This is a genomic window from Streptomyces seoulensis, assembly GCF_004328625.1.
GTDB lineage: Bacteria > Actinomycetota > Actinomycetes > Streptomycetales > Streptomycetaceae > Streptomyces > Streptomyces seoulensis.
Map to the genome: position 1 here is coordinate 1072670 of NZ_CP032229.1, position 20293 is coordinate 1092962.

Here is a 20293-nt window from a genome sequence, read left to right on the forward strand (position 1 = left end):
GCGGATTGGTGCGCGCAACTCTACGGCGTGACAAGGGCGCCGTACGGGAAACGTACGGCGCCCGTGTGGCGCTCGAAGGCAATACGGCGCCAAAAGCCGCGACCCGAGGGGCCGCTCCTACATTCCGGCGATCAGTTTCTCCACCCGGTCGTCAACCGAGCGGAACGGGTCCTTGCACAACACCGTGCGCTGCGCCTGGTCGTTGAGCTTCAGATGCACCCAGTCGACCGTGAAGTCCCGGCGCTGTTCCTGCGCCCGCCGGATGAAGTCACCGCGCAGCCGCGCCCGAGTCGTCTGCGGCGGCACCGACTTGCCCTCGAAGATCTTCAGGTCATTGCAGATCCGCGCCGCCTGACCCTTCTTCTCCAGCAGGTAGTACAGCCCACGACGCCGGTGGATGTCGTGATACGCGAGGTCTATCTGCGCGACCCGCGGATGCGACATCGTCATGTTGTGCTTCTCGCGGTACCGCTCGATGAGCTTGTACTTCATCACCCAGTCGATCTCGGTACCGATCCGGTCCAGGTCCTCCGTCTCGATCGCGTCCAGCGTCCGGCCCCACAGCTCCAGCACCTGCGCGACCGTGCCCGTACGGATACCCCGGCGGTCGCAGAAGTCCACCGCCTTGTCGAAGTACTCGCGCTGCACCTCCAGCGCCGACGCCTCCCGGCCACTGGCCAGACGCACCTTGCGCCGGCCGGTGATGTCGTGACTGACCTCGCGGATCGCCCGGATCGGGTTCTCCAGCGTCAGATCCCGCATCACCGTGCCCGCCTCGATCATGCGCAGCACCAGATCGGTGGCGCCGACCTTCAGCAGCATCGTCGTCTCAGACATGTTCGAGTCGCCCACGATGACATGCAGCCGCCGGTAGCGCTCGGCGTCCGCGTGCGGCTCGTCGCGGGTGTTGATGATCGGCCTCGAACGTGTCGTCGCCGACGACACGCCCTCCCAGATGTGCTCCGCCCGCTGGCTCACGCAGTACACCGCACCACGCGGTGTCTGGAGCACCTTGCCCGCCCCGCACAACAGCTGCCGGGTCACCAGGAACGGGATGAGGATGTCCGCGAGCCGGGAGAACTCCCCGTGCCGCGCCACCAGATAGTTCTCGTGGCAACCATAAGAGTTGCCCGCCGAGTCGGTGTTGTTCTTGAAGAGGTAGACGTCGCCCGCGATTCCCTCCTCGTGCAGGCGTCGTTCCGCGTCCACCAGGAGTCCCTCGAGAATGCGCTCGCCGGCCTTGTCGTGAGTGACCAGCTCGGTCACATTGTCACACTCGGGTGTCGCGTATTCCGGATGTGAGCCCACGTCGAGATACAGCCGGGCGCCGTTCCGCAGAAAGACATTGCTGCTGCGGCCCCATGACACGACACGGCGGAAGAGGTACCGCGCCACCTCGTCAGGAGACAGACGCCGCTGTCCCCTGAACGTGCACGTGACGCCGTACTCGTTCTCCAGCCCGAAAATGCGGCGGTCCATGACTGAACATTACGCCCGATCCCCTGAACTGAAACGGGGTTCGGCAGCACGATCTGGATCATTTTCCGATGAAGCCGCAACCACACCGCCCCCAGCGGGAGCCGACAGCACCCGTCCCGTGGCCAGCAGCACCAGCAAGGACACACCCCCCGCCACCCCCGGCAGCGCGAACCCCCACGACGCACCACCCGACTGGACCACCGGCCCCGCGAGCCCCGTCCCCACCGACGCGCCCACCATGAACGTCGTCACCAGCCACGAGAACGCCTCCGTCACCGTCCCCGCCGGAGCGTGCCGGTCCACGATGATGAACGCGCACGCGATGCACGGCGCCAGGAACACCCCCGCCACCACCGACAGCAGCACCATCGCCACCGGCCCCGGCATCGACAGCAACGGCAGGTAACACACCGCCAGCAGCGCCACCAGCGCCCTGAGCCGCCGCTCCGGCGCCCCGGACCACCGCCGCGCCCCGTACACCGTCCCACCCGCCAGCGCGCCCAGGCCCAGCCCCGCCATCATCCAGCCGTACACCGCGTCACCGCCGTGCCCGTCCGCGTACGACACCGACGCCACCGTGATCGACCCCATCGCGATCCCCACGAACAGGAACGCCCCCAGCAGCGCCAGCAGCCCCCGCGACCTGAGCGCGCCCAGCCAGTGCGCCTCCCGCGGCTCCGAACGCCACGCCCGCGACGGCGCCGACACCACCACCCACAGCGCACCCAGCACCCCCAGCGCGTTCAGCACCAGCAGCGCGGCCCGCTCCGACCACACCGACACGCACAGCGTCACCAGCAGCGGCCCGACCGTGAACATCACCTCCTGCGCCACCGCGTCCAGCGCGTACGCCGTGTGCACCTGGTCCCCCCGGCGCAGCACCGACGGCCACAGCGCCCGCAGCCCGCCCTCCAGCGGCGGCGTGCACAGACCCGACAGCGCCACGAGCGCGTACGCCAGGCCCAGCGGACCGATCCCGCAGAACGCGAACCCCGCCATCGCCAGCGCCGACGCCACCGCCGCCGGCAACTGCACCCGCGGCTGCCCGTACAGGTCCACCAGCCGGCCCAGCAGCGGCTGGCCCACCGCGTTCGCCACCCCGTACACCGCCGCCAGCGCGCCCGCCAGGCTGTACGTACCGCCCTCCGCGCGCACGAACAGCACCATGGCGATCGGCGCCACCGCGTTGGGCAGCCGCCCCACCAGCGTGCCCGTCAGCAGGCGCAGCGCGTGCCGCGCCCGCAGGATCTCCAGATAACCCGTCGCCATGTCCCGCCCCTTCAGCGGCCGCTCCGGCACCCCCGACCGCCGTCGCGCGATGTCCCCGAAGTGTTACGTATAACTAGCGCTTTCATACGTACCATGTGCGCTGTCCGACCGTCCACACAGCACCCCAGCACCCCAGCACCCCAGCACCCAGAGGAGCACGACCGCGGTGGCACGCAGCAGCACGCGCCCGACCAGCCGTGACGTCGCCCGCGCGGCCGGAGTCAGCCAGGCCGCCGTCTCACTCGTCCTCGGCGACAAATGGCGCGGCCGCGTCTCCGAGACCACCGCCCAGCGCGTCCGCCAGGCCGCCACCGACCTCGGCTACCGCCCCAACCTCGCCGCCCGCAACCTCCGGCTCGGCCACACCCGCACCGTCCTCCTCGTCGTCCCCGCCCTCACCACCGAGTTCTTCGCCGGCGTCTACACCGGAGCCGCCCGCGTCGCCGCCGAACACGGCTTCGGCGTCGTCCTCTACCCCTCCCCCGAAGGCGTCGGCCCCGCCCGCGACCCCTTCGCCAGCGCCCAGGCCGCCCTCGACGGCGTCATCGCCTCCTCCATGGCCGCCGACGCCCTCACCGCCATCAGCGGCGACCAGCTCCCCCTCGTCATGCTCGACAGCGACCCCGCCGGCAGCCTCGGCGCCGCCACCGTCAACCTCGACATCACCGACGGCGTCCGCCAGGTCACCGAGCACCTCCTCGGCCTCGGCCACCGCCACCTCCTGCACCTCGCCGCCGACGTCCCCTCCTGGACCTTCGAGATCCGCGCCCGCGAACTCGCCGCCCGCCTCGCCGCCGCCCCCGGCACCCGCCTCACCACCGCCCACGCGCCCATCACCATCGACGCCGCCCGAGCCGCCACCGAGGCCGCCCTCACCACCCCGGGACCCCGCCCCACCGCCATCGTCTGCGACGACGACAAACTCGCCGCCGGCGCCTACAAGGCCGCCCGCCGCATCGGCCTGCGCATCCCCGACGACCTCTCCGTCACCGGCCTCGACGACCTCGCCCTCGCCACCGCCCTCGACCCCGAGCTGACCACCGTCCGCCTCGACGCCGAACTCTTCGGCGAACGCGGCATGCAGGCCCTCCTCGCCGTCCTGGACGGCCGGGAACCCCCACGCGGGGACATCCCCGTACAGCTCATCCCTCGCGCCTCCACGGCCCCGCCACGGCCCTCCTAGGGGCCATGTGGCGCCACCGACACAAAGCGCCCCCGGCCGGAGACCGGCCGAGGGCACCTGGACAACACCGCGCGGGGGCGCCGGCCTCACTCCTCCGGGTCGTCCGCGCTCTCCGCCTCGGTCGTCGCGCCGTTCGCCGCGAGCAGCCGCGAGAGCTGACCGCCCACGATCCGCTTGAACTTCCGCTTCTGCGGCCGCGTCCGGTCCAGCACCGCCACCTCCAGACGCTCCGCGGGAATCTCCCGCTCGCCGCCGTTGGTGTCCCGCGACAACGCCTGCACCGCCAGCTTCAGCGCCTCCGCCAGGCTCATCCCGTCCCGGTGCCGCTGGTCCAGGAACGTGCTGATCTGCTCGGAGTTGCCGCCGACCGCCACCGAACCGTGCTCGTCCACGATGGAACCGTCGTGCGGCAGCCGGTAGATCTGGTCGCCCTCCGGCGTCTCACCGACCTCCGCCACCACCAGCTCCACCTCGTACGGCTTCTCGGCCGCCGAGGAGAAGATCGTGCCCAGCGTCTGCGCGTACACGTTCGCCAGACCGCGCGCGGTCACGTCGTCCCGGTCGTAGGTGTAACCGCGCAGGTCCGCGTACCGGACACCGCCGATGCGCAGGTTCTCGTACTCGTTGTACTTGCCGGCGGCCGCGAAGCCGATCCGGTCGTAGATCTCGCTGAACTTGTGCAGCGCACGGGACGGGTTCTCACCGACGAACACGATCCCGTCGGCGTACTGCATGACCGCCAGACTGCGGCCGCGTGCGATGCCCTTGCGGGCGTACTCGGCGCGGTCCGCCATGGCCTGCTGGGGTGAGACATAGAACGGCGTCGACACCGGTTATCCGTCCCTTTCTGTCATGGTCACTGGGATCACCTCACTGCGAAGACCGAGAACGCCCGCTCAGAGCAGGGCGGCCCGCGGGCCGTCCGGCTCCTCCAGCCGCCGCTGGAGCACCGCGCGCGACAGCTCGGACGCCTCCTGCTCGGTCAGCCTGCGGAAACCGTCGTCGGTGATCACCGTGATGATCGGATAGATCCGGCGCGCGACATCGGGACCACCGGTCGCCGAATCGTCGTCGGCCGCGTCGTACAGCGCCTGCACCACCAAGGTGGTGGCCTCTTCCTCGGTCAGGTCGTCGCGGAACAGCTTCTTCATCGCACCGCGCGCGAACACCGAGCCCGAGCCGGTCGCCGCGAAGTTGTGCTCCTCACTGCGGCCGCCGGTCACGTCGTACGAGAAGATGCGGCCCCTCTCGCGGTCCAGGTCGTACCCCGCGAACAGGGGGACCACGGCCAGGCCCTGCATGGCCATGCCGAGGTTGGAGCGGATCATCGTCGACAGGCGGTTCGCCTTGCCCTCCAGGGAGAGCTGCGCGCCTTCGACCTTCTCGAAGTGCTCCAGCTCCAGCTGGAAGAGCTTGACCATCTCCACGGCCAGGCCCGCGGTGCCGGCGATGCCGACCGCGGAGTGCTCGTCCGCCGGGAACACCTTCTCGATGTCCCGCTGGGCGATGACGTTGCCCATGGTGGCGCGGCGGTCACCGGCGAGGACGACGCCTCCGGGGAACGTCACGGCCACGATCGTCGTCCCGTGCGGGGCCTCGATGACGCCCTGCACCGGAGGGAGCGTCCGCTTGCCCGGCAGCAGCTCCGGCTGGTGGTCCGACAGGAAGTCCATGAAGGAGGACGACCCAGGCGTCAGGAAGGCAGCTGGTAGACGCCCGGTGCCACGAGTATTGGCTTCCACGAGTTTCCTTCCAGATAGGCGGCGGCCCGGCGTACGGCCTCGGGGTCGTCCCCCAGCTTGCCAATGGCCGAATTGCAGTTGAAGCACAGTACGCCACGGACCCTACCCGTCTTGTGGCAGTGATCCACATGTGCGGCCGGAGCATTCAGACAGATCACACAGAGCCCCCGCTGCGAAGCGACCATGGCGTCACGCTCCGCTTCGGTCAGGCCGTAATTGCGCTTCAGGTGATGGGCACGGCCCTTGGCAGCCCGACAAGCCTTACAGCTCGTGGACAGGCCGTCAGAGGCCGAGGCGTTGCGATGCCACTCGCTCCACGGCTTGACCGCATTACAGCTCCGGCAGAACTTGAATCCTTCGGGCGTCTCCACCCGCGGCCTCACGTTCTTCCCATTCGCCAGTTGGCGAGCCTGGTGGTACGCCGACCAGCATTCCCGGCAGTAGGCCTGCAATCCGTCACGAGCCGACTTGTTACTGGCGAACGCCGCCCGCGGCTTTGTCGCATTGCACCGCGAGCAGCGCTTCACCTCCGCACTCCTCACTTACACCCCCGCACCTTCGATTCGAAGGCCAAATCGGCTTACTGCCCGCCCTTCTGAACGAAGCTTCGTACGAAGTCCTCGGCATTTTCCTCGAGTACGTCGTCGATTTCGTCCAGGACCGAGTCCACGTCGTCGGTCAGTTTTTCCTGTCGGTCCTTGAGGTCTTCGGAGCCCTGTGCTTCCTGGGTCTGCTCCTCGACCTCTTCGGTGGAGCGTGTGGCCTTCTGCTGGCCGCCGCCGGTGTCCTTGGTCGCCATAACCCTCACCCCGCTCAGTTCGCCGTTCGCTGATGATCAGACCCTACAAGCCGGGTCCGACATCGGCCCCGTAGTTCCAGGAACGTACGGGGGCCATCTCGATGATTCCCTGACGCCGGGATTTCCACCCTGCGAAGGGAGCCGAATCAATGCCCCGGACCGGGGTTTCAATTGCCGGAAAGCACCCTGACCAGCTCATCAGCGGTCCGGCACCGGTCCAGCAGCTCCTTGACGTGATTTCGCGTTCCGCGAAGAGGTTCCAGGGTTGGCACCCGCTGGAGCGAATCGCGGCCGGGAAGGTCGAAGATGACCGAGTCCCAGGAGGCCGCGGCGACGTCGTCCGCGTACTGCTCCAGGCACCGCCCGCGGAAGTACGCCCGGGTGTCCTCCGGCGGCTTCGTCCGCGCCCGCTCGACCTCCGCGTCGTCCAGCAGCCGCTTCATGCGGCCCTTGGCGACCAGGCGGTTGTAGAGCCCCTTGTCGGGCCGCACGTCGGCGTACTGGAGGTCGACCAGGTGCAGCCGGGGCGCGTCCCAGTCGAGGTCGTCGCGGCGGCGGTAGCCCTCCATGAGCTGCCGCTTGGCGACCCAGTCGAGTTCCGCGGCCAGGCTCATCGGGTCGTTCTCCAGCCGGGTGAGGGTGTCCTCCCAGCGGACGAGGACGTCCTTGGTCTGGTCGTCGGCGTCGGCCCCGTAGCGCTCCTCGACGTACTTGCGGGCCAGCTCGAAGTACTCCATCTGCAGCTGCACGGCGGTGAGCGTGCGTCCGCTGCGCAGGGTGACGAGGTGCTGGAGGGTGGGGTCGTGCGAGACCTGGTGGAGGGTGCGCACGGGCTGATCGACCGCGAGGTCCACCGCGATGAAGTCGTCCTCGATCATGGAGAGGACCAGTGCGGTGGTGCCCAGCTTGAGGTAGGTGGAGATCTCCGAGAGGTTGGCGTCGCCGATGATCACATGGAGGCGGCGGTACTTCTCGGCGTCCGCGTGGGGTTCGTCGCGGGTGTTGATGATGGGCCGCTTGAGGGTGGTCTCCAGACCGACCTCGACCTCGAAGTAGTCGGCGCGCTGGCTGAGCTGGAAGCCGTGTTCGTGGCCGTCCTGCCCGATGCCGACGCGGCCGGCGCCCGCGAAGACCTGGCGGGAGACGAAGAAGGGCGTCAGGTGGCGCACGATGTCCGAGAAGGCGGTCTCCCGCTTCATCAGGTAGTTCTCGTGCGTGCCGTAGGAGGCGCCCTTGTTGTCGGTGTTGTTCTTGTAGAGGTGGATGGGCTGGGCGCCGGGGAGCGCGGCGGCGCGTTCGGCGGCCTCGGCCATGATGCGTTCGCCGGCCTTGTCCCAGAGGACGGCGTCGCGCGGGTTGGTGACCTCGGGGGCGCTGTATTCGGGGTGGGCGTGGTCGACGTAGAGCCGGGCGCCGTTGGTCAGGATGACGTTGGCGAGGCCGATGTCCTCGTCGGTGAGCTGGCTGGAGTCGGCGGTCTCCCGGGCGAGGTCGAAGCCTCGCGCGTCGCGCAGCGGGTTCTCCTCCTCGAAGTCCCAGCGGGCCCGGCGGGCCCGGTGCATCGCGGCCGCGTAGGCGTTGACGATCTGGGACGAGGTGAGCATGGCATTGGCATTGGGGTGGCCGGGGACGGAGATGCCGTACTCCGTCTCGATGCCCATTACTCGCCGTACGGTCATGCGGCCCTCCTTGCCCGGCGGCACCCTCTGTCTTGGGTGTCGCTCGCGTACCGCTGGCGCTCCGGTGCGTGTGCGGTGCCCGTCCCCGCACTGCGCGACTCGGCGGTAGGAAAGAGCCTAGAACGCCTTTGCACTGGTGGGGAGATCATTTGCGTCATTGACTGCTCCGGTCGTGGCCTGAAAAGCGAGCGGCTGCGGATGCCCGTGGCGGGCATCCGCAGCCGCTCCGCCTTTTACAGGTACTGACCGGTGTTCGCCACCGTGTCGATGGACCGTCCGGTGTCCGCGCCCTGCTTTCCGGTGATGAGGGTGCGGATGTAGACGATCCGTTCGCCCTTCTTTCCGGAGATGCGGGCCCAGTCGTCGGGGTTGGTGGTGTTGGGCAGGTCCTCGTTCTCCTTGAACTCGTCCACGCATGCCTGGAGGAGGTGGGAGACGCGGAGGCCCTTCTGGCTCTTGTCGAGGAAGTCCTTGATCGCCATCTTCTTGGCGCGGCCGACGATGTTCTCGATCATGGCGCCGGAGTTGAAGTCCTTGAAGTAGAGGACTTCCTTGTCTCCGTTGGCGTAGGTGACTTCCAGGAAGCGGTTTTCCTCGGATTCGGCGTACATCTGCTCGACCGCCGTCTGGATCATGCTCTGGACGGTGATCTCCTTGTCGCCGCCGTGCTCGCCGAGGTCGTCGGAGTGCAGCGGGAGGCGCTCGGTGAGGTACTTGCCGAAGATGTCCTTGGCGGCTTCGGCGTCCGGGCGCTCGATCTTGATCTTCACGTCGAGCCGGCCGGGCCGGAGGATGGCGGGGTCGATCATGTCCTCGCGGTTGGAGGCGCCGATCACGACCACGTTCTGGAGGCCCTCGACACCGTCGATCTCCGCGAGGAGCTGCGGGACGATGGTGTTCTCGACGTCGGAGCTGACGCCGGAGCCTCGGGTGCGGAAGAGGGATTCCATCTCGTCGAAGAAGACGATGACGGGGGTGCCCTCGCTGGCCTTCTCACGGGCACGCTGGAAGACGAGGCGGATCTGCCGCTCGGTCTCGCCGACGTACTTGTTGAGCAGCTCGGGGCCCTTGATGTTGAGGAAGAAGCTCTTGCCCGCGGCGACTCCGGTCACTTCCGCGACCTTCTTGGCGAGCGAGTTGGCGACGGCCTTGGCGATCAGGGTCTTACCGCATCCGGGGGGGCCGTAGAGGAGGACGCCCTTGGGCGGCCGCAGCTCGTGCTCCTTGAAGAGGTCGGGGTAGAGGTAAGGGAGTTCGACGGCGTCGCGGATGGCCTCGATCTGGCCGCCGAGTCCGCCGATCTGTTCGTAGCCGATGTCGGGGACTTCTTCGAGGACGAGTTCCTCGACCTCGCTCTTGGGCACGACCTCGTAGACGTAGCCGGAGCGGGGTTCGAGGAGGAGTGCGTCGCCGGGGCGGATGGTGATGCCCCTCAGCGGTTCGGCGAGCCGGACCACGCGTTCCTCGTCGGTGTGTCCCAGTACCAGGGCGCGTTCGCCGTCCTCGAGGATCTCCTTGAGGGTGACGATGTCGCCGACGCTCTCGTACTCCATGGCCTCGACCACGTTGAGCGCCTCGTTGAGCATGACTTCCTGGCCGCGCCTGAGGCTGTCGAGTTCGACGCTCGGGCTGACGTTGACGCGGAGCTTGCGGCCGCCGGTGAAGATGTCGGCGGTGCCGTCCTCGTTGGCCTGAAGGAATGCTCCGAAGCCGGCCGGCGGCTGGGCGAGCCGGTCGACTTCCTCCTTGAGGGCCACGATCTGGTCGCGGGCCTCGCGGAGTGTGCTGGCCAGGCGCTCGTTCTGTGCGGAGACGCCGGCCAGGTTGGTCTGAAGCTCGACGATCCGCTCCTCGAGAATCCTCGTGTGCCGCGGAGAGTCGGCGAGCTTGCGGCGCAGGACGGCGATCTCCTGCTCAAGATAGGCAATCTGCCCGGCGGGGTCGTCGGACCCTCGTCCCGAGCGGATGCCGCGGTTGATGTCGTCGTCGTGGGCTGCCACGGTCCTCACCTCCTCCAAGGGGAGCTGGACGCTTCCAGACCCTACCTGGGTGGGTGTCGATTGAAACCCCTAGATCAAAAAGACTGTCAAGGTGTGTCGTCGGTCACCCGGTGCGCTCCCTCTCGCACGGAGGGGATACCCACTGAACGTGATGCGGAAGCCGCTTGTTCCGGGTGATCCGGTGGGAGGCGGGTGGCGGAGGTAGGGTCGGGGTGTTCGACAGCCGCCGGCCGCGGTGGTCCGGTGATGTGAGGTCAGGAGAGATGAGCGTGCAGCAGGTGGCCCCGGACGGCGAGGCGCTGGAGGTCTGGATCGACCAGGACCTGTGTACCGGTGACGGGATCTGCGCCCAGTACGCGCCGGAGGTGTTCGAGCTGGACATCGACGGGCTGGCCTATGTGAAGGACGGCGACGACGAGCTGTTGCAGGCGGTGGGGGCGACGGCGCGGGTGCCGCTGCCGTTGCTCACGGATGTGGTGGACTCGGCGAAGGAGTGTCCGGGGGCGTGCATCCATGTGCGCCGGGTCTCGGACAAGGTCGAGGTGTTCGGGCCGGAGGCGGACTGAGGCCGGAGCCTTCCGAGACCGGGGTCTTCTGAGGCCGGGGTCTTCTCGGCGGAACGTTTTCGAGGACGCGCGCGTGCGATGGCATGCGCGCGTCTCGTGCGTCCGGGGTCAGACGCCTCGGGTGTCGGCCGGGGTGGAGCGCAGGAAGGCGTGGCCGTTCCAGCGCCAGGCGGCGGCCTTCTTCACGTCGGGGCAGCAGCTGGGTACGTCGTCGGTGGAGTAGCCGAGCAGGGTGGCCGTCACGGTGCGGTCCCCGATGGCGAGGTCGGTGGCGGTGAGGCGGTCGGCGGGCTGGACGAGGGTGGCGACGACGCGGGGTGTGCCGTCGGTGGCGTTGCGGGTGAGGACGTAGACGGCGTCGGGCGGGGTGCCCATGGCGGCGTCGCAGTGGACGACGGCGACCGTTTCGGGTTTGCCGTCGCCGTCGAGGTCGCCGCTGGTCCTGCGGGCGACGACGGCTTTGACGGGGCCGCAGTCGAGCGGGAAGGCGACGCCGGTGGTGCCGGGCGGGGTGGTGGCGGTGGGCGCGGGGGCGGGCCTGGCCTCGGTGGCGGTGGTCGGCTGGGCCGCGGTGGCCGGGCCGGGCTGGACGAGGGAGGTCAGTGCGATCACGCCGGCGACCGCGGTGGCCGTGGCGACCCAGTGGATGGGCCGGGTGTCCGTGCGGGCGAGCTCCGGGACGGCGGATTGCTGCACTAGGAGGGTCTCCTGTGGGGCTGTGCCGGTGAAGGGGTGGCCAGCATGGTGTCACACGTCACGGTGGGTGGGAACGGCGGGGGCGGGTGCGGATTCGGCGGGGTGCGGGGCGTCTTTCGCGAGGGGGGAACGCGAGGGCGCCGTGCCCCTGGTTCCCGTGGTGGGAGGGGGGCGCGGCGCCCTGGTGTGGTGCGGGGTGGGTGCGGGTCAGCGTCCCGCGCCGCCGTCGGCGTTGGGACCGGCGTAGTCGTCGCCGTAGGCGCCCTTGGCGGGGCGGCGGCGGCGCATGGGCGGCTCGACGCCGTCGGCGAGGCGGCGGGCGGTGAGCAGGAAGCCGGTGTGGCCGATCATGCGGTGGTCGGGGCGGACGGCCAGGCCCTCGATGTGCCAGTTGCGGATCATCGTCTCCCAGGCGGTCGGCTCGTTGAAGCAGCCGATCTCGCGGATGGACTCGACGGTCCGGGCGAGCTGGGTGGTGGTGGCGACGTAGGCGCAGAGGATGCCGCCGGGGACGAGGGCCTTGGAGACGGCCTCGAGGCATTCCCAGGGGGCGAGCATGTCGAGGATGACGCGGTCGACGTCGGTGTCGGACAGGTTGTCCTGGAGGTCGCCGACGGTGAGCTGCCAGGCGGGGTGTTCGCCGCCGAAGTAGCGTTCGACGTTCTGCTTGGCGATCTCGGCGAAGTCCTCGCGGCGCTCGTAGGAGTGCAGCATGCCCTGGTCGCCGATGGCGCGCAGCAGGAAGCTGCTCAGCGAGCCGGAGCCGACGCCGGCTTCGACGACGCGGGCGCCGGGGAAGATGTCGGCGAAGGCCAGGATCTGCCCCGCGTCCTTGGGGTAGACCACGGCGGCGCCGCGGGGCATGGACAGGACGTAGTCGGGGAGCAGGGGGCGCAGCGCGAGGTAGGCGACGTTGCCGGTGGTGCGGACAACGCTGCCCTCGGGGGCGCCGATCAGTTCGTCGTGCGGGAAGGAGCCCTTGTGGGTGTGGAAGTTCTTCCCGGCTTCGAGCGTGAACGTGTAGTGGCGGCCCTTGGGGTCCGTCAGCTGAACCTGGTCCCCGACCTTGAAGGGCCCGCGCCTGCGGGCGGCACCGGTCGGTTCGGACATGTGACCAGCTTACCGGCAGCCGCAGAGGGTGAAGACCATGATCCCGGGTGGGTTCAGGAGGGGCGGGCCATGGCCTTCACGAAGGCGCGCTCGACGTCCGCCGCGGAGAGGACGCCGTAGATCTCGCCGGTGTTCTCGACGACGAGGTATTCGGTGGCGGGGGTGGCGCGGAGGGTGTCGAGGAGTTCCTCGCCGGTGAGTTCGGCGGAGACGCGCATGCCGTCGGTGAGGTCCTGGGCGAGTTCGCTGACGGGGACCCAGGGGCGGCGGTGTTCGGGGATGCCGACGATGGCGGCTTCGCGGACGAGGGAGAGGGGGGTGCCGTCGGCGTCGACGACGACGAGGGCGCGGGCGCCGGCGGCGTTGGCGCGGCGCAGGCCCTCGGAGAGGGGGGTGTCGCTCTGGACGGGGACGGCGCGGCGGGTGAGGGTGCGGGCGCGGAGGTCGGGGAGGTGTTCGCGCAGCCGGGCCATGCGGAGGCTGTTGCCGGCGCCGGTCCAGATGATGGCGGCGAGGATGGCGGCGAGCAGGGCGTCGGTGACGGTGTCCATGCCGCTGACGTCGCGGTCGCCGCCGAGGGCGCCGGACTGGTTGAGCAGGGGCAGTCCGATGAGGACGGAGACGGCGAGGGCGCGGCCGACCCAGGCGGCGGCGACGGTGCCGGTCATGGGGCGGCCGGTGATCTTCCAGACGACGGCGCGGAGCATGCGGCCGCCGTCGAGGGGGAGGCCGGGCAGCAGGTTGAAGATCGCGACGATCAGGTTGGAGATCATCAGTCCGGCGAGGAGGACGCCGGGGACGGTGCCGGGCTCGACGGGTTTGAGGGCGAGGTAGAAGAGTCCGGCGAGGACGAGGGAGAGCAGGGGTCCGACGAAGGCGAGGACGAATTCGCGGCCGGGGGTCTCGGCTTCCTTCTCGATCTCGGAGACGCCGCCGAAGAACTGGAGCTGGATGCGGCGGACGGGGAGTTTGAAGCGGAGGGCGGCGATGACGTGCGCGAGTTCGTGGACGAGCACGGAGGCGTAGAAGACGACCGCGAAGAAGAGGGAGACGAGGTAGCGCAGGGCGCCGAGTTCGGGCAGGACGCGGTCGAGCTGGCCGCCGAAGACCCAGGTGATGAGGGCGGCGACGAGGAACCAGCTGGGGGCGACGTAGACGGGTACGCCGAAGGGGCGGCCCATGAGGATGCCGCCGCCGGGTTCCTTGGGGCGCTCGGGGGGCGGGTCGGTGCGGGAGATGCCGGCGTGGGCGAGGGAGCGGTCGTGCTCGGTGCGCTCGTCGGTGTCGTCGGCTCCGGGCCGGTCGGGACGGCCCTGGTCGTGCGGGGACTCGCGCTGCGACTCGTGTTCGGACTTGCGTTCGGGGTCGTGTTCCGGGTTCGGGGTCTCAGGCGCTGGGGGGTGCTCGGCCGGGTGGTTCTCGTCCGGCCGCGGCTGCCCGTTCCCGCCGGTCACGTCCACGGTGTCCCCTCGTTCGAAGCGTCTTCCGCGCGTGGCCGGGCGGAAGGGTCTCGGGTCGATGGTATGCGGCGCGGGTGGCGCGGTCCGCTCCGGCACCCTGGTGTTCCCGGGGCCAAGGGTGCGCGGCTGGGTCGCTGTCGGTGCCGGACCGTATGGTCTTACGTCATGGAGAGCAGTGGTGTGGACAGTGCCCCCGAGGGCGTTTCGGGCGGCGGGGGCGGCGCGGAGGGTGTCGCGCGGGCCGTCGTGGCGCCGTCGTCGCTGTCTCCGTCGCGGGCGAGCGATTTCATGCGGTGTCCGTTGCTGTACCGCTTCCGGGTGATCGACCGGCTGCCGGAGAAGCCGAGCGAGGCGGCGACGCGGGGCACGCTGGTGCACGCGGTGCTGGAGCGGCTGTTCGACGTGCCGGCGGCGGAGCGTACGGCGCCGGCGGCGAAGTCGCTGATCCCGGCGCAGTGGGACCGGTTGCGGGAGAGCCGGCCGGAGGTCTCGGAGCTGTTCGAGGGTGATCCGGAGGGCGAGCGGCTGGCGCGCTGGCTGGGTGAGGCGGAGCGGCTGGTGGAGCGCTGGTTCTCGCTGGAGGACCCGACGCGGCTGGAGCCGGCCGAGCGTGAGCTGTTCGTGGAGACGGAGCTGGAGTCGGGGCTGCGGCTGCGCGGGATCATCGACCGGGTGGACGTGGCGCCGACGGGCGAGGTGCGCATCGTCGACTACAAGACGGGGAAGGCGCCGCGCCCGGAGTACGCGGAAGAGGCGCTGTTCCAGATGAAGTTCTACGCGCTGGTGGTGTGGCGGCTGAAGCGGGTGGTGCCGCGCCGGCTTCAGCTGGTGTATCTCGGCAGCGGTGATGTGCTGACATACGACCCGGTGCCGGCGGATCTGGAGCGGGTGGAGCGGAAGCTGCTGGCGCTGTGGGCGGCGATCCGGGAGGCGACGGAGTCGGGGGTGTGGCGGCCGCGGCCGACGAAGCTGTGCGGCTGGTGCGACCACCAGGCGGTGTGCCCGGAGTTCGGGGGTACTCCCCCGCCGTATCCGCTCCCGGTGAGGGCGGCGGAGTCGGAGGCGGAGGACGCGGGCAGAATGGGGCCGGTCTAACGAAGGAGTTCTCAGGTGGCCATCCGCGTCCTTCTGGTCGATGACCAGCCGCTGTTGCGTACCGGTTTCCGGATGATCCTGGAGGCGGAGCCGGATCTCGCGGTCGTCGGTGAGGCCGGTGACGGTCTTCAGGCGCTCGATCAGGTGCGTGCGCTGCAGCCGGATGTCGTGCTGATGGACATCCGGATGCCCCGGATGGACGGGGTGGAGGCGACCCGGCAGATCACCGGTCCGGAGCGGGACGGTCCGGCGAAGGTACTGGTGCTGACCACGTTCGATCTGGACGAGTACGTGGTGGAGGCGCTCCGGGCGGGGGCGAGCGGGTTCCTGCTGAAGGACGCTCCGGCGGACGAGCTGGTGCAGGCGATCCGGGTGGTGGCGCAGGGCGAGGCGATGCTGGCGCCGAGCATCACGCGGCGGCTGCTGGACAAGTACGCGACGCATCTGCCGTCGGGCGAGGAGCCCGCGCCGAGCACGCTGCACACGCTGACGGACCGTGAGGTGGAGGTGCTGAAGCTGGTGGCGCGGGGTCTGTCGAACGCGGAGATCGCGGCGGATCTGTTCGTGAGCGAGACGACGGTGAAGACCCATGTGGGGCACGTGCTGACGAAGCTGGGCCTCAGGGACCGGGTGCAGGCGGCGGTGTACGCGTACGAGAGCGGTCTGGTGCGGCCGGGCGCGCAGTAGGCGTTCTCCGGGGGTTCAGCTCTTGCTGAGTTCCCAGAAGCGGAAGACGGTGGAGGCGTCGAGGCAGTACTCGAGGCCGTAGACGCCGTCCCGGACGACGGCGTACTGCTTGGCCTGCCAGACGGGCAGGATGGGCAGTTCGTCGGCGACGATGTCCTGGACCTGGGCGAAGTCCTTGTCGGTGGCGGCGCGGTCGCTCTGGGCGGCGGTGGCCGGGAGCAGGGTGCCGATGAGGCGCTTGTTGTCGTAGTGGTTGGCGAGCACGTTGCCCTTGCCGAAGAAGGGCGCGGTGAAGTTGTCGGCGTCCGGGTAGTCGGGCACCCAGCCCTTGACGTAGACGCCGTACTTGCCGGCCGCGATGTCCTTCTCGTACTGCCCGAAGGGGACGGACCTGACGTCGGCCGCGAAGAGGCCGCTGGCGTTGAGCTGGGCGGCCACGGCGCGCAGTTCGGCGTCGGTGGCGGGGCCGTAGCGGGCCGGGGTGGACCAGAGGGTCAGTTTCACCTTGCCGGTGATGCCGTCGGCGCGCAGGGCCTGGGCGGCCCTGGCCTTGGAGGGGCGGGCGCCGTAGGTGTCGAAGAAGGCGGTGTTGTGGCCGACGATGCCGGCCGGGATGATCGAGTACAGCGGGGTGGCGGTGCCCTGGTAGACGTCGTGGATGAGGGCGTCGCGGTCGAGCAGGTGGGCGATGGCCTTGCGTACGCCGGGCTTTCCCGCGACGGGGTCCTTCATGTTGAAGACGAGGTGCTGGACCTCGGCGCTGCTGCCCTCGATGACGTCGATGCCCTTGGTTCCTTCCTGGGCGTCGATGCCGGTGATGTCGTGGGCGCTCAGGCCGCGGTAGGCGATGTCGATGCCGCCGCCGAGGAGGGCCTTCTTCAGGGCCTGCTGGTCGCCGTGGAAGAACCGGAGGGTGACGCCGGAGTTCTTGATGTCGGCGGTGCCCCGGTAGTGGGGGTTGACCGAGAAGACGGCCTTGCCCTTGTCGAAGGAGTCGAGCTTGTAGGGCCCGGAGCCGACGGCCTTGCTGTCGGTGCGCAGGGCGCCGGCGTCGTACTGGCGGTGGTCGACGATGGAGCCGGCGCCGGAGGCGATCTTGCTGGGGAAGGTCGCGTCGGAGGCGTTGAGGCGGAAGACGACCGTCTTGGCGTCCGGGGTCTCGACCCGCTCCAGCGTGGGGAACATGACGGCGGGGCCGGCGGGGTCGTTGATCTTCAGCAGACGGTCGAAGGAGAACTTGACGTCCTCGGAGGTGAGGGGGTCGCCGTTGCTGAACTTCAGACCGGGCTTCAGCTCGCATCGGAAGAGGGTGGCCCGGGTGTCACCGAAGGCGCAGGACTTGGCGAGTTCGGGTTCGGGCTGGGTGCCGCCGTTGGGGAAGCTGAGCAGCGACTGGAAGACGTTGTCGAACAGCAGCCAGGAACCGGGGTCGTAGCCGGAGGCCGGGTCGGTCGCCAGGACGTCGTCGGACATCCCCATCACGACGGCCCGGCCGGTGCCCTCGGCATCGTCGGTCCCGGACCCGCAGCCGGTCAAAAGGCCGCAGGCCAGCCCCGCCACCACGGGCAGGACCGGCCACTGGACGCTCGTCTTCACAGCAGTCCCTTGTCGTCGGTCGTGGCCCGGAGCCGCCGTCGCGGCTCCGGGTACGGGAGACGTCAGCCGCTCACACCACGGCCGAGCTCCCACAGCTGAAGCGTCGACGACGAGTTCAGGGCGTACGAGGTGCCCGTGATGTCGTCCCGTGCGGCGACGTACTGCTTGCCCTGCCAGAGCGGCAGCACGGGGACGTCCTCGGCGACGGTGTCCTGGATGTCGGTGAGGTCCTTGGCGGCGTCGAGGCGGTCGGCCACGCGGCGGGACTCGGGGATCAGCGTCCGCTGGATCGCCGTGTTGGAGTACGGCGAGCCGAGGAAGTTGTCCTTGTCGAGGAACGGCGCCAGGAAGTTGTCGGCGTCGGGGAAGTCGGGGAACCAGCCCATGCCGTAGACGTCGTACTGGCCCTTCTGCTCCGCGGGGCGGAACTGGGCCCAGGGGTGGCCCTGGATGGTGACGTCGAACAGGCCGCTGTCGTTGAGCTGCTTCTGCAGGACCTCGAACTCCTGCTTGGTGGCGGAGCCGTAGTGGTCGGTGGTGTAGTGCAGGGTCAGCTTGACCGGGCCGGTGACGCCGGCCTTGGCGAGCAGCAGCTTGGCCTTGGCGGCGCTGGGGTCGCCGTACTTGTTGAAGAACGAGTTGGAGTGGCCGGTCAGGGTGGCGGGCACCAGGGAGTACAGCGGCTCGGCCTGGGTGCCGTAGACCTTGGAGACCAGTTCGCCGCGGTTGATGAGCTGGGCCATGGCCTGGCGGACGGCCTTGTCCTTGACCGTCTGGGCGTTGGTGTTGAAGGCGAGGTAGCGGATCTCGAGACCCGGCATGTCGACGAGGTCGGCGTTGGCGTCGGAGCCGCCGTCGAGCTTCTGGATCTGGCTCGGCGACATGGTGCGGCTCATCACGTCGATGTCGCCGCGGTCCAGGGCGGCGCCCATCGCGTCGGCGTCGTCGAAGGAGCGGATCTCCACCTTGTCGTTGTTCAGTTCCGAACTGCCCTTGTACGAGGGGTTCTTGGTGAACGTGGCGCTGACCATGGCGTCGCCCTTGACCTGGGCCTTGAAGGTGTACGGGCCGGAGCCGTCGACCTCGAAGCCGTCACGCAGCTTGCCCTTGGAGTAGATCTTGGGGTTGACGATGCCCGCGACCGGGGTGGACAGCTTGAAGGGGAACGTGGCGTCGGCCGTCTTCAGGTGGAAGATGACCTCGCGGTCGCCCTGCGTCTCGACGGTGTCGACGGTGTTGAGCAGGGCGGCGACACCGCTGTCGGCCTGGAGCTTGATGGCGCGGTCGATGGAGAACTTCACATCGGCGGCGGTGACCGGGTCGCCGGAGGCGAACTTCAGGCCGCTGCGCAGCTTGCAGGCGTAGCGCTCGTTGCCGGTGTCGGTGAACCCGCAGCTCTCGGCGGCCTCCGGGACGGGGCTGCCCTCGCCCTTGGGCTGGGTCATCAGCGTCTGCACGGTCTGACGCAGGATGTTCCAGGTGCCGACGTCGTAGGCGTAGGCGGGGTCGAGGGGCGCGGGGGCGTCGCTCGTGGCCGTGAACCGGTCCGTGGTGCCGACGACGATGGGGTCGCCGTTCTTGGCCCCACTGTCGGTTCCGCCGCACGCGGCGAGAACCGGCGTGAGCAGGCCGGCCACTGCCGGCAGCACCAGAGTCTTGCGGTTCATGCGGGACGTTCTCCAGAGCTGTTCGATTCCGTGAACCCGGCGAGCTTCGGATGGGCGCGGTGGATCACGGGGGTTGCTGCGATGTTGTCGCGATGACATTAGTCCGCACCCGCAGGGCGCTTCGCGGTCCCTTGAGTTGAGGGCTCATCACGCAGTGAAACCGGGTGTGGACGCACCGAAAAACCGACAGCGGCAGGATTCGTACAACGGTCCATCAATCGGGACACATGGGCGCGTGGACGGGCTGTTCGGCGCCGTTTTCTGCACACGCGGGCAGCGTTGTCGAGACCGGTTCGAGTGGCGAACGTCACAGTGTCAACTGCGGTCCGGGATACCGGAATTCAGCCGGTTCGGCGGCCGGGGAATTTCCGCCGGGGCGCAACTCCGTTGAATTGCGCCCCTGGTCAGCATTGTTTTCGCACGCTGGGTGAACGCCTAGTGCGCGAGCGTCATCAGCCCGCGCAGAAAAGACAGGTCGACCTGTTCCAGCGAGGGTACGACGGTGCGCCGTTCGGCCGGGACGATGGGGGCGATGGAGGGGACGGCGACCACATGGCAGCCGGCGGCCTCGGCGGCGGCGACCCCGGTGGCGGTGTCCTCGATGACGGCGCAGCGGGCCGGGTCGGCGCCGAGTCCGGCGGCGGCCAGCAGATAGGGGTCGGGGTGGGGCTTGGTGCGGGAGACCTCGTCGCCGCCGATGGAGAGGTTGAAGTGGTGCGGGCCGAGCGCGGTCAGCACCCGGTCGATGATGCGCCGGTGGGAGGCGGAGACCAGGGCGGTCGGGATGTCGTGCTCGTGGAGTTCGGCGAGCAGCCGGGCGGCGCCGGGCATCAGCGGGAGGTGGCTGCCGATGCGGGCCTCGAAGCCGTCGTTGAGCAGGACGGAGAGTTCGGCGAGGGTGATGGCGGCGCCGGTGGCCTCGATGAGGAAGCCGGCGCTGCGGGTCATGGGGCCGCCGACGACGACGTGCCGCCAGGAGTCGTCGAGGGTGTGGCCGAGGGCGGCGAAGACCTCGACCTCGACGTCCCACCAGAATCCCTCGGTGTCCACCAGGGTGCCGTCCATGTCGAGGAGGACCGCTTGAAGGGCTGAGCCTTCGGCCGTACGGGTTCCGAGCGCGGGGACCGTGCTGGTCATCCGGGCGCACCTCCTTGAGGGACGATCAGGCCGGTTCCCGTCACGGGAACCGGCCTGCGGTGGACCGACCAGCATACGTCGCTGGCGCGCGAAACGCCTGTTGTGTGCGCGTGTCCCCCGACCGGCCC

18 protein-coding genes are annotated in these 20293 nt (G+C 69.4%); 4 read left to right on the forward strand and 14 right to left on the reverse strand.

Annotated elements, in window-relative coordinates; translation table 11 throughout:
- Positions 1 to 117 precede the first annotated feature (117 nt).
- Together pafA and D0Z67_RS05095 are read right to left on the reverse strand one after the other, a co-directional pair.
- A complete protein-coding gene (gene pafA, locus D0Z67_RS05090; protein WP_030812727.1) occupies positions 118 to 1479 on the reverse strand; it encodes a Pup--protein ligase in 1362 nt (453 codons plus the stop codon).
- 9 nt (positions 1480 to 1488) lie between these two features.
- Complete coding sequence (locus tag D0Z67_RS05095; protein WP_382849466.1) at positions 1489 to 2646, reverse strand: MFS transporter; 1158 nt, start codon at positions 2644 to 2646, stop codon at positions 1489 to 1491.
- A 268-nt stretch (positions 2647 to 2914) separates the two neighbouring features.
- Here D0Z67_RS05095 and D0Z67_RS05100 point away from each other — a divergent pair, with 268 nt between their 5' ends.
- On the forward strand, positions 2915 to 3931 hold the full coding sequence (locus D0Z67_RS05100) for a LacI family DNA-binding transcriptional regulator (protein ID WP_031180032.1): 1017 nt from the start codon (positions 2915 to 2917) through the stop codon (positions 3929 to 3931).
- An 86-nt stretch (positions 3932 to 4017) separates the two neighbouring features.
- On the opposite strand, the gene prcA is transcribed toward D0Z67_RS05100, so the two are convergent.
- The 6 genes from prcA to arc all read right to left on the reverse strand — a co-directional run bounded on the left by prcA (position 4018) and on the right by arc (position 10151).
- The gene (gene prcA / locus D0Z67_RS05105; RefSeq protein ID WP_031180031.1) at positions 4018 to 4761 is read right to left on the reverse strand and encodes a proteasome subunit alpha; all 744 of its coding nucleotides are present in this window, start codon (positions 4759 to 4761) and stop codon (positions 4018 to 4020) included.
- A gap of 66 nt (positions 4762 to 4827) precedes the next feature.
- The gene (gene prcB / locus D0Z67_RS05110; protein ID WP_037774546.1) at positions 4828 to 5673 is read right to left on the reverse strand and encodes a proteasome subunit beta; all 846 of its coding nucleotides are present in this window, start codon (positions 5671 to 5673) and stop codon (positions 4828 to 4830) included.
- Positions 5625 to 6200 carry an endonuclease VII domain-containing protein gene (locus D0Z67_RS05115; protein WP_031180029.1) on the reverse strand — a complete coding sequence of 192 codons (576 nt, stop codon included), beginning with the start codon at positions 6198 to 6200 and terminating at the stop codon, positions 5625 to 5627. The genes prcB and D0Z67_RS05115 overlap by 49 nt, the downstream gene beginning before the upstream one ends.
- A gap of 53 nt (positions 6201 to 6253) precedes the next feature.
- On the reverse strand, positions 6254 to 6472 hold the full coding sequence (locus D0Z67_RS05120) for a ubiquitin-like protein Pup (protein ID WP_031180028.1): 219 nt from the start codon (positions 6470 to 6472) through the stop codon (positions 6254 to 6256).
- 167 nt (positions 6473 to 6639) lie between these two features.
- Positions 6640 to 8151 (reverse strand): depupylase/deamidase Dop, encoded by a 1512-nt coding sequence (gene dop, locus D0Z67_RS05125; RefSeq protein WP_338058796.1) that lies wholly within the window; start codon positions 8149 to 8151, stop codon positions 6640 to 6642.
- Between the two features lie 233 nt (positions 8152 to 8384).
- Positions 8385 to 10151 carry a proteasome ATPase gene (gene arc, locus D0Z67_RS05130; RefSeq protein ID WP_031180026.1) on the reverse strand — a complete coding sequence of 589 codons (1767 nt, stop codon included), beginning with the start codon at positions 10149 to 10151 and terminating at the stop codon, positions 8385 to 8387.
- Between the two features lie 263 nt (positions 10152 to 10414).
- Between arc and D0Z67_RS05140 the strand changes: the two genes are divergently transcribed.
- Entirely contained in the window at positions 10415 to 10717 is a 303-nt protein-coding gene (locus tag D0Z67_RS05140) for a ferredoxin (protein WP_031180025.1), read from the forward strand.
- A gap of 108 nt (positions 10718 to 10825) precedes the next feature.
- On the opposite strand, the gene D0Z67_RS05145 is transcribed toward D0Z67_RS05140, so the two are convergent.
- The 3 genes from D0Z67_RS05145 to D0Z67_RS05155 form a co-directional block, all read right to left on the reverse strand.
- Positions 10826 to 11413: a hypothetical protein gene (locus D0Z67_RS05145; RefSeq protein WP_031180024.1), complete on the reverse strand. Its 588-nt coding sequence runs from the start codon at positions 11411 to 11413 to the stop codon at positions 10826 to 10828.
- Between the two features lie 207 nt (positions 11414 to 11620).
- A complete protein-coding gene (locus tag D0Z67_RS05150) occupies positions 11621 to 12523 on the reverse strand; it encodes a tRNA (adenine-N1)-methyltransferase (protein WP_031180023.1) in 903 nt (300 codons plus the stop codon).
- A 53-nt stretch (positions 12524 to 12576) separates the two neighbouring features.
- Positions 12577 to 13983 carry a site-2 protease family protein gene (locus D0Z67_RS05155; RefSeq protein ID WP_031180022.1) on the reverse strand — a complete coding sequence of 469 codons (1407 nt, stop codon included), beginning with the start codon at positions 13981 to 13983 and terminating at the stop codon, positions 12577 to 12579.
- Between the two features lie 165 nt (positions 13984 to 14148).
- Between D0Z67_RS05155 and D0Z67_RS05160 the strand changes: the two genes are divergently transcribed.
- A complete protein-coding gene (locus D0Z67_RS05160; RefSeq protein WP_031180021.1) occupies positions 14149 to 15078 on the forward strand; it encodes a RecB family exonuclease in 930 nt (309 codons plus the stop codon).
- A gap of 15 nt (positions 15079 to 15093) precedes the next feature.
- Positions 15094 to 15765: a response regulator gene (locus tag D0Z67_RS05165; RefSeq protein WP_031180020.1), complete on the forward strand. Its 672-nt coding sequence runs from the start codon at positions 15094 to 15096 to the stop codon at positions 15763 to 15765.
- A 15-nt stretch (positions 15766 to 15780) separates the two neighbouring features.
- On the opposite strand, the gene D0Z67_RS05170 is transcribed toward D0Z67_RS05165, so the two are convergent.
- The 3 genes from D0Z67_RS05170 to D0Z67_RS05185 all read right to left on the reverse strand — a co-directional run bounded on the left by D0Z67_RS05170 (position 15781) and on the right by D0Z67_RS05185 (position 20165).
- Positions 15781 to 17361, reverse strand: coding sequence for an ABC transporter substrate-binding protein (locus D0Z67_RS05170; RefSeq protein ID WP_031180019.1), 1581 nt, complete (start codon positions 17359 to 17361; stop codon positions 15781 to 15783).
- A gap of 62 nt (positions 17362 to 17423) precedes the next feature.
- Positions 17424 to 19028 (reverse strand): ABC transporter substrate-binding protein, encoded by a 1605-nt coding sequence (locus D0Z67_RS05175; protein WP_031180018.1) that lies wholly within the window; start codon positions 19026 to 19028, stop codon positions 17424 to 17426.
- Between the two features lie 435 nt (positions 19029 to 19463).
- The gene (locus tag D0Z67_RS05185; protein WP_031180017.1) at positions 19464 to 20165 is read right to left on the reverse strand and encodes an HAD family hydrolase; all 702 of its coding nucleotides are present in this window, start codon (positions 20163 to 20165) and stop codon (positions 19464 to 19466) included.
- Positions 20166 to 20293 lie beyond the last annotated feature (128 nt).

What these genes read in the sequence shown, in the direction of transcription:
- pafA (WP_030812727.1), bottom strand. Translation starts at nt 1,479, where the DNA reads ATGGACCGCCGCATTTTCGGGCTGGAGAACGAGTACGGCGTCACGTGC.
- D0Z67_RS05095 (WP_382849466.1), bottom strand. Translation starts at nt 2,646, where the DNA reads ATGGTGCTGTTCGTGCGCGCGGAGGGCGGTACGTACAGCCTGGCGGGC.
- D0Z67_RS05120 (WP_031180028.1), bottom strand. Translation starts at nt 6,472, where the DNA reads ATGGCGACCAAGGACACCGGCGGCGGCCAGCAGAAGGCCACACGCTCC.
- dop (WP_338058796.1), bottom strand. Translation starts at nt 8,151, where the DNA reads ATGACCGTACGGCGAGTAATGGGCATCGAGACGGAGTACGGCATCTCC.
- D0Z67_RS05140 (WP_031180025.1), top strand. Translation starts at nt 10,415, where the DNA reads ATGAGCGTGCAGCAGGTGGCCCCGGACGGCGAGGCGCTGGAGGTCTGG.
- D0Z67_RS05150 (WP_031180023.1), bottom strand. Translation starts at nt 12,523, where the DNA reads ATGTCCGAACCGACCGGTGCCGCCCGCAGGCGCGGGCCCTTCAAGGTC.
- D0Z67_RS05160 (WP_031180021.1), top strand. Translation starts at nt 14,149, where the DNA reads ATGGAGAGCAGTGGTGTGGACAGTGCCCCCGAGGGCGTTTCGGGCGGC.
- D0Z67_RS05175 (WP_031180018.1), bottom strand. Translation starts at nt 19,028, where the DNA reads ATGAACCGCAAGACTCTGGTGCTGCCGGCAGTGGCCGGCCTGCTCACG.
- D0Z67_RS05185 (WP_031180017.1), bottom strand. Translation starts at nt 20,165, where the DNA reads ATGACCAGCACGGTCCCCGCGCTCGGAACCCGTACGGCCGAAGGCTCA.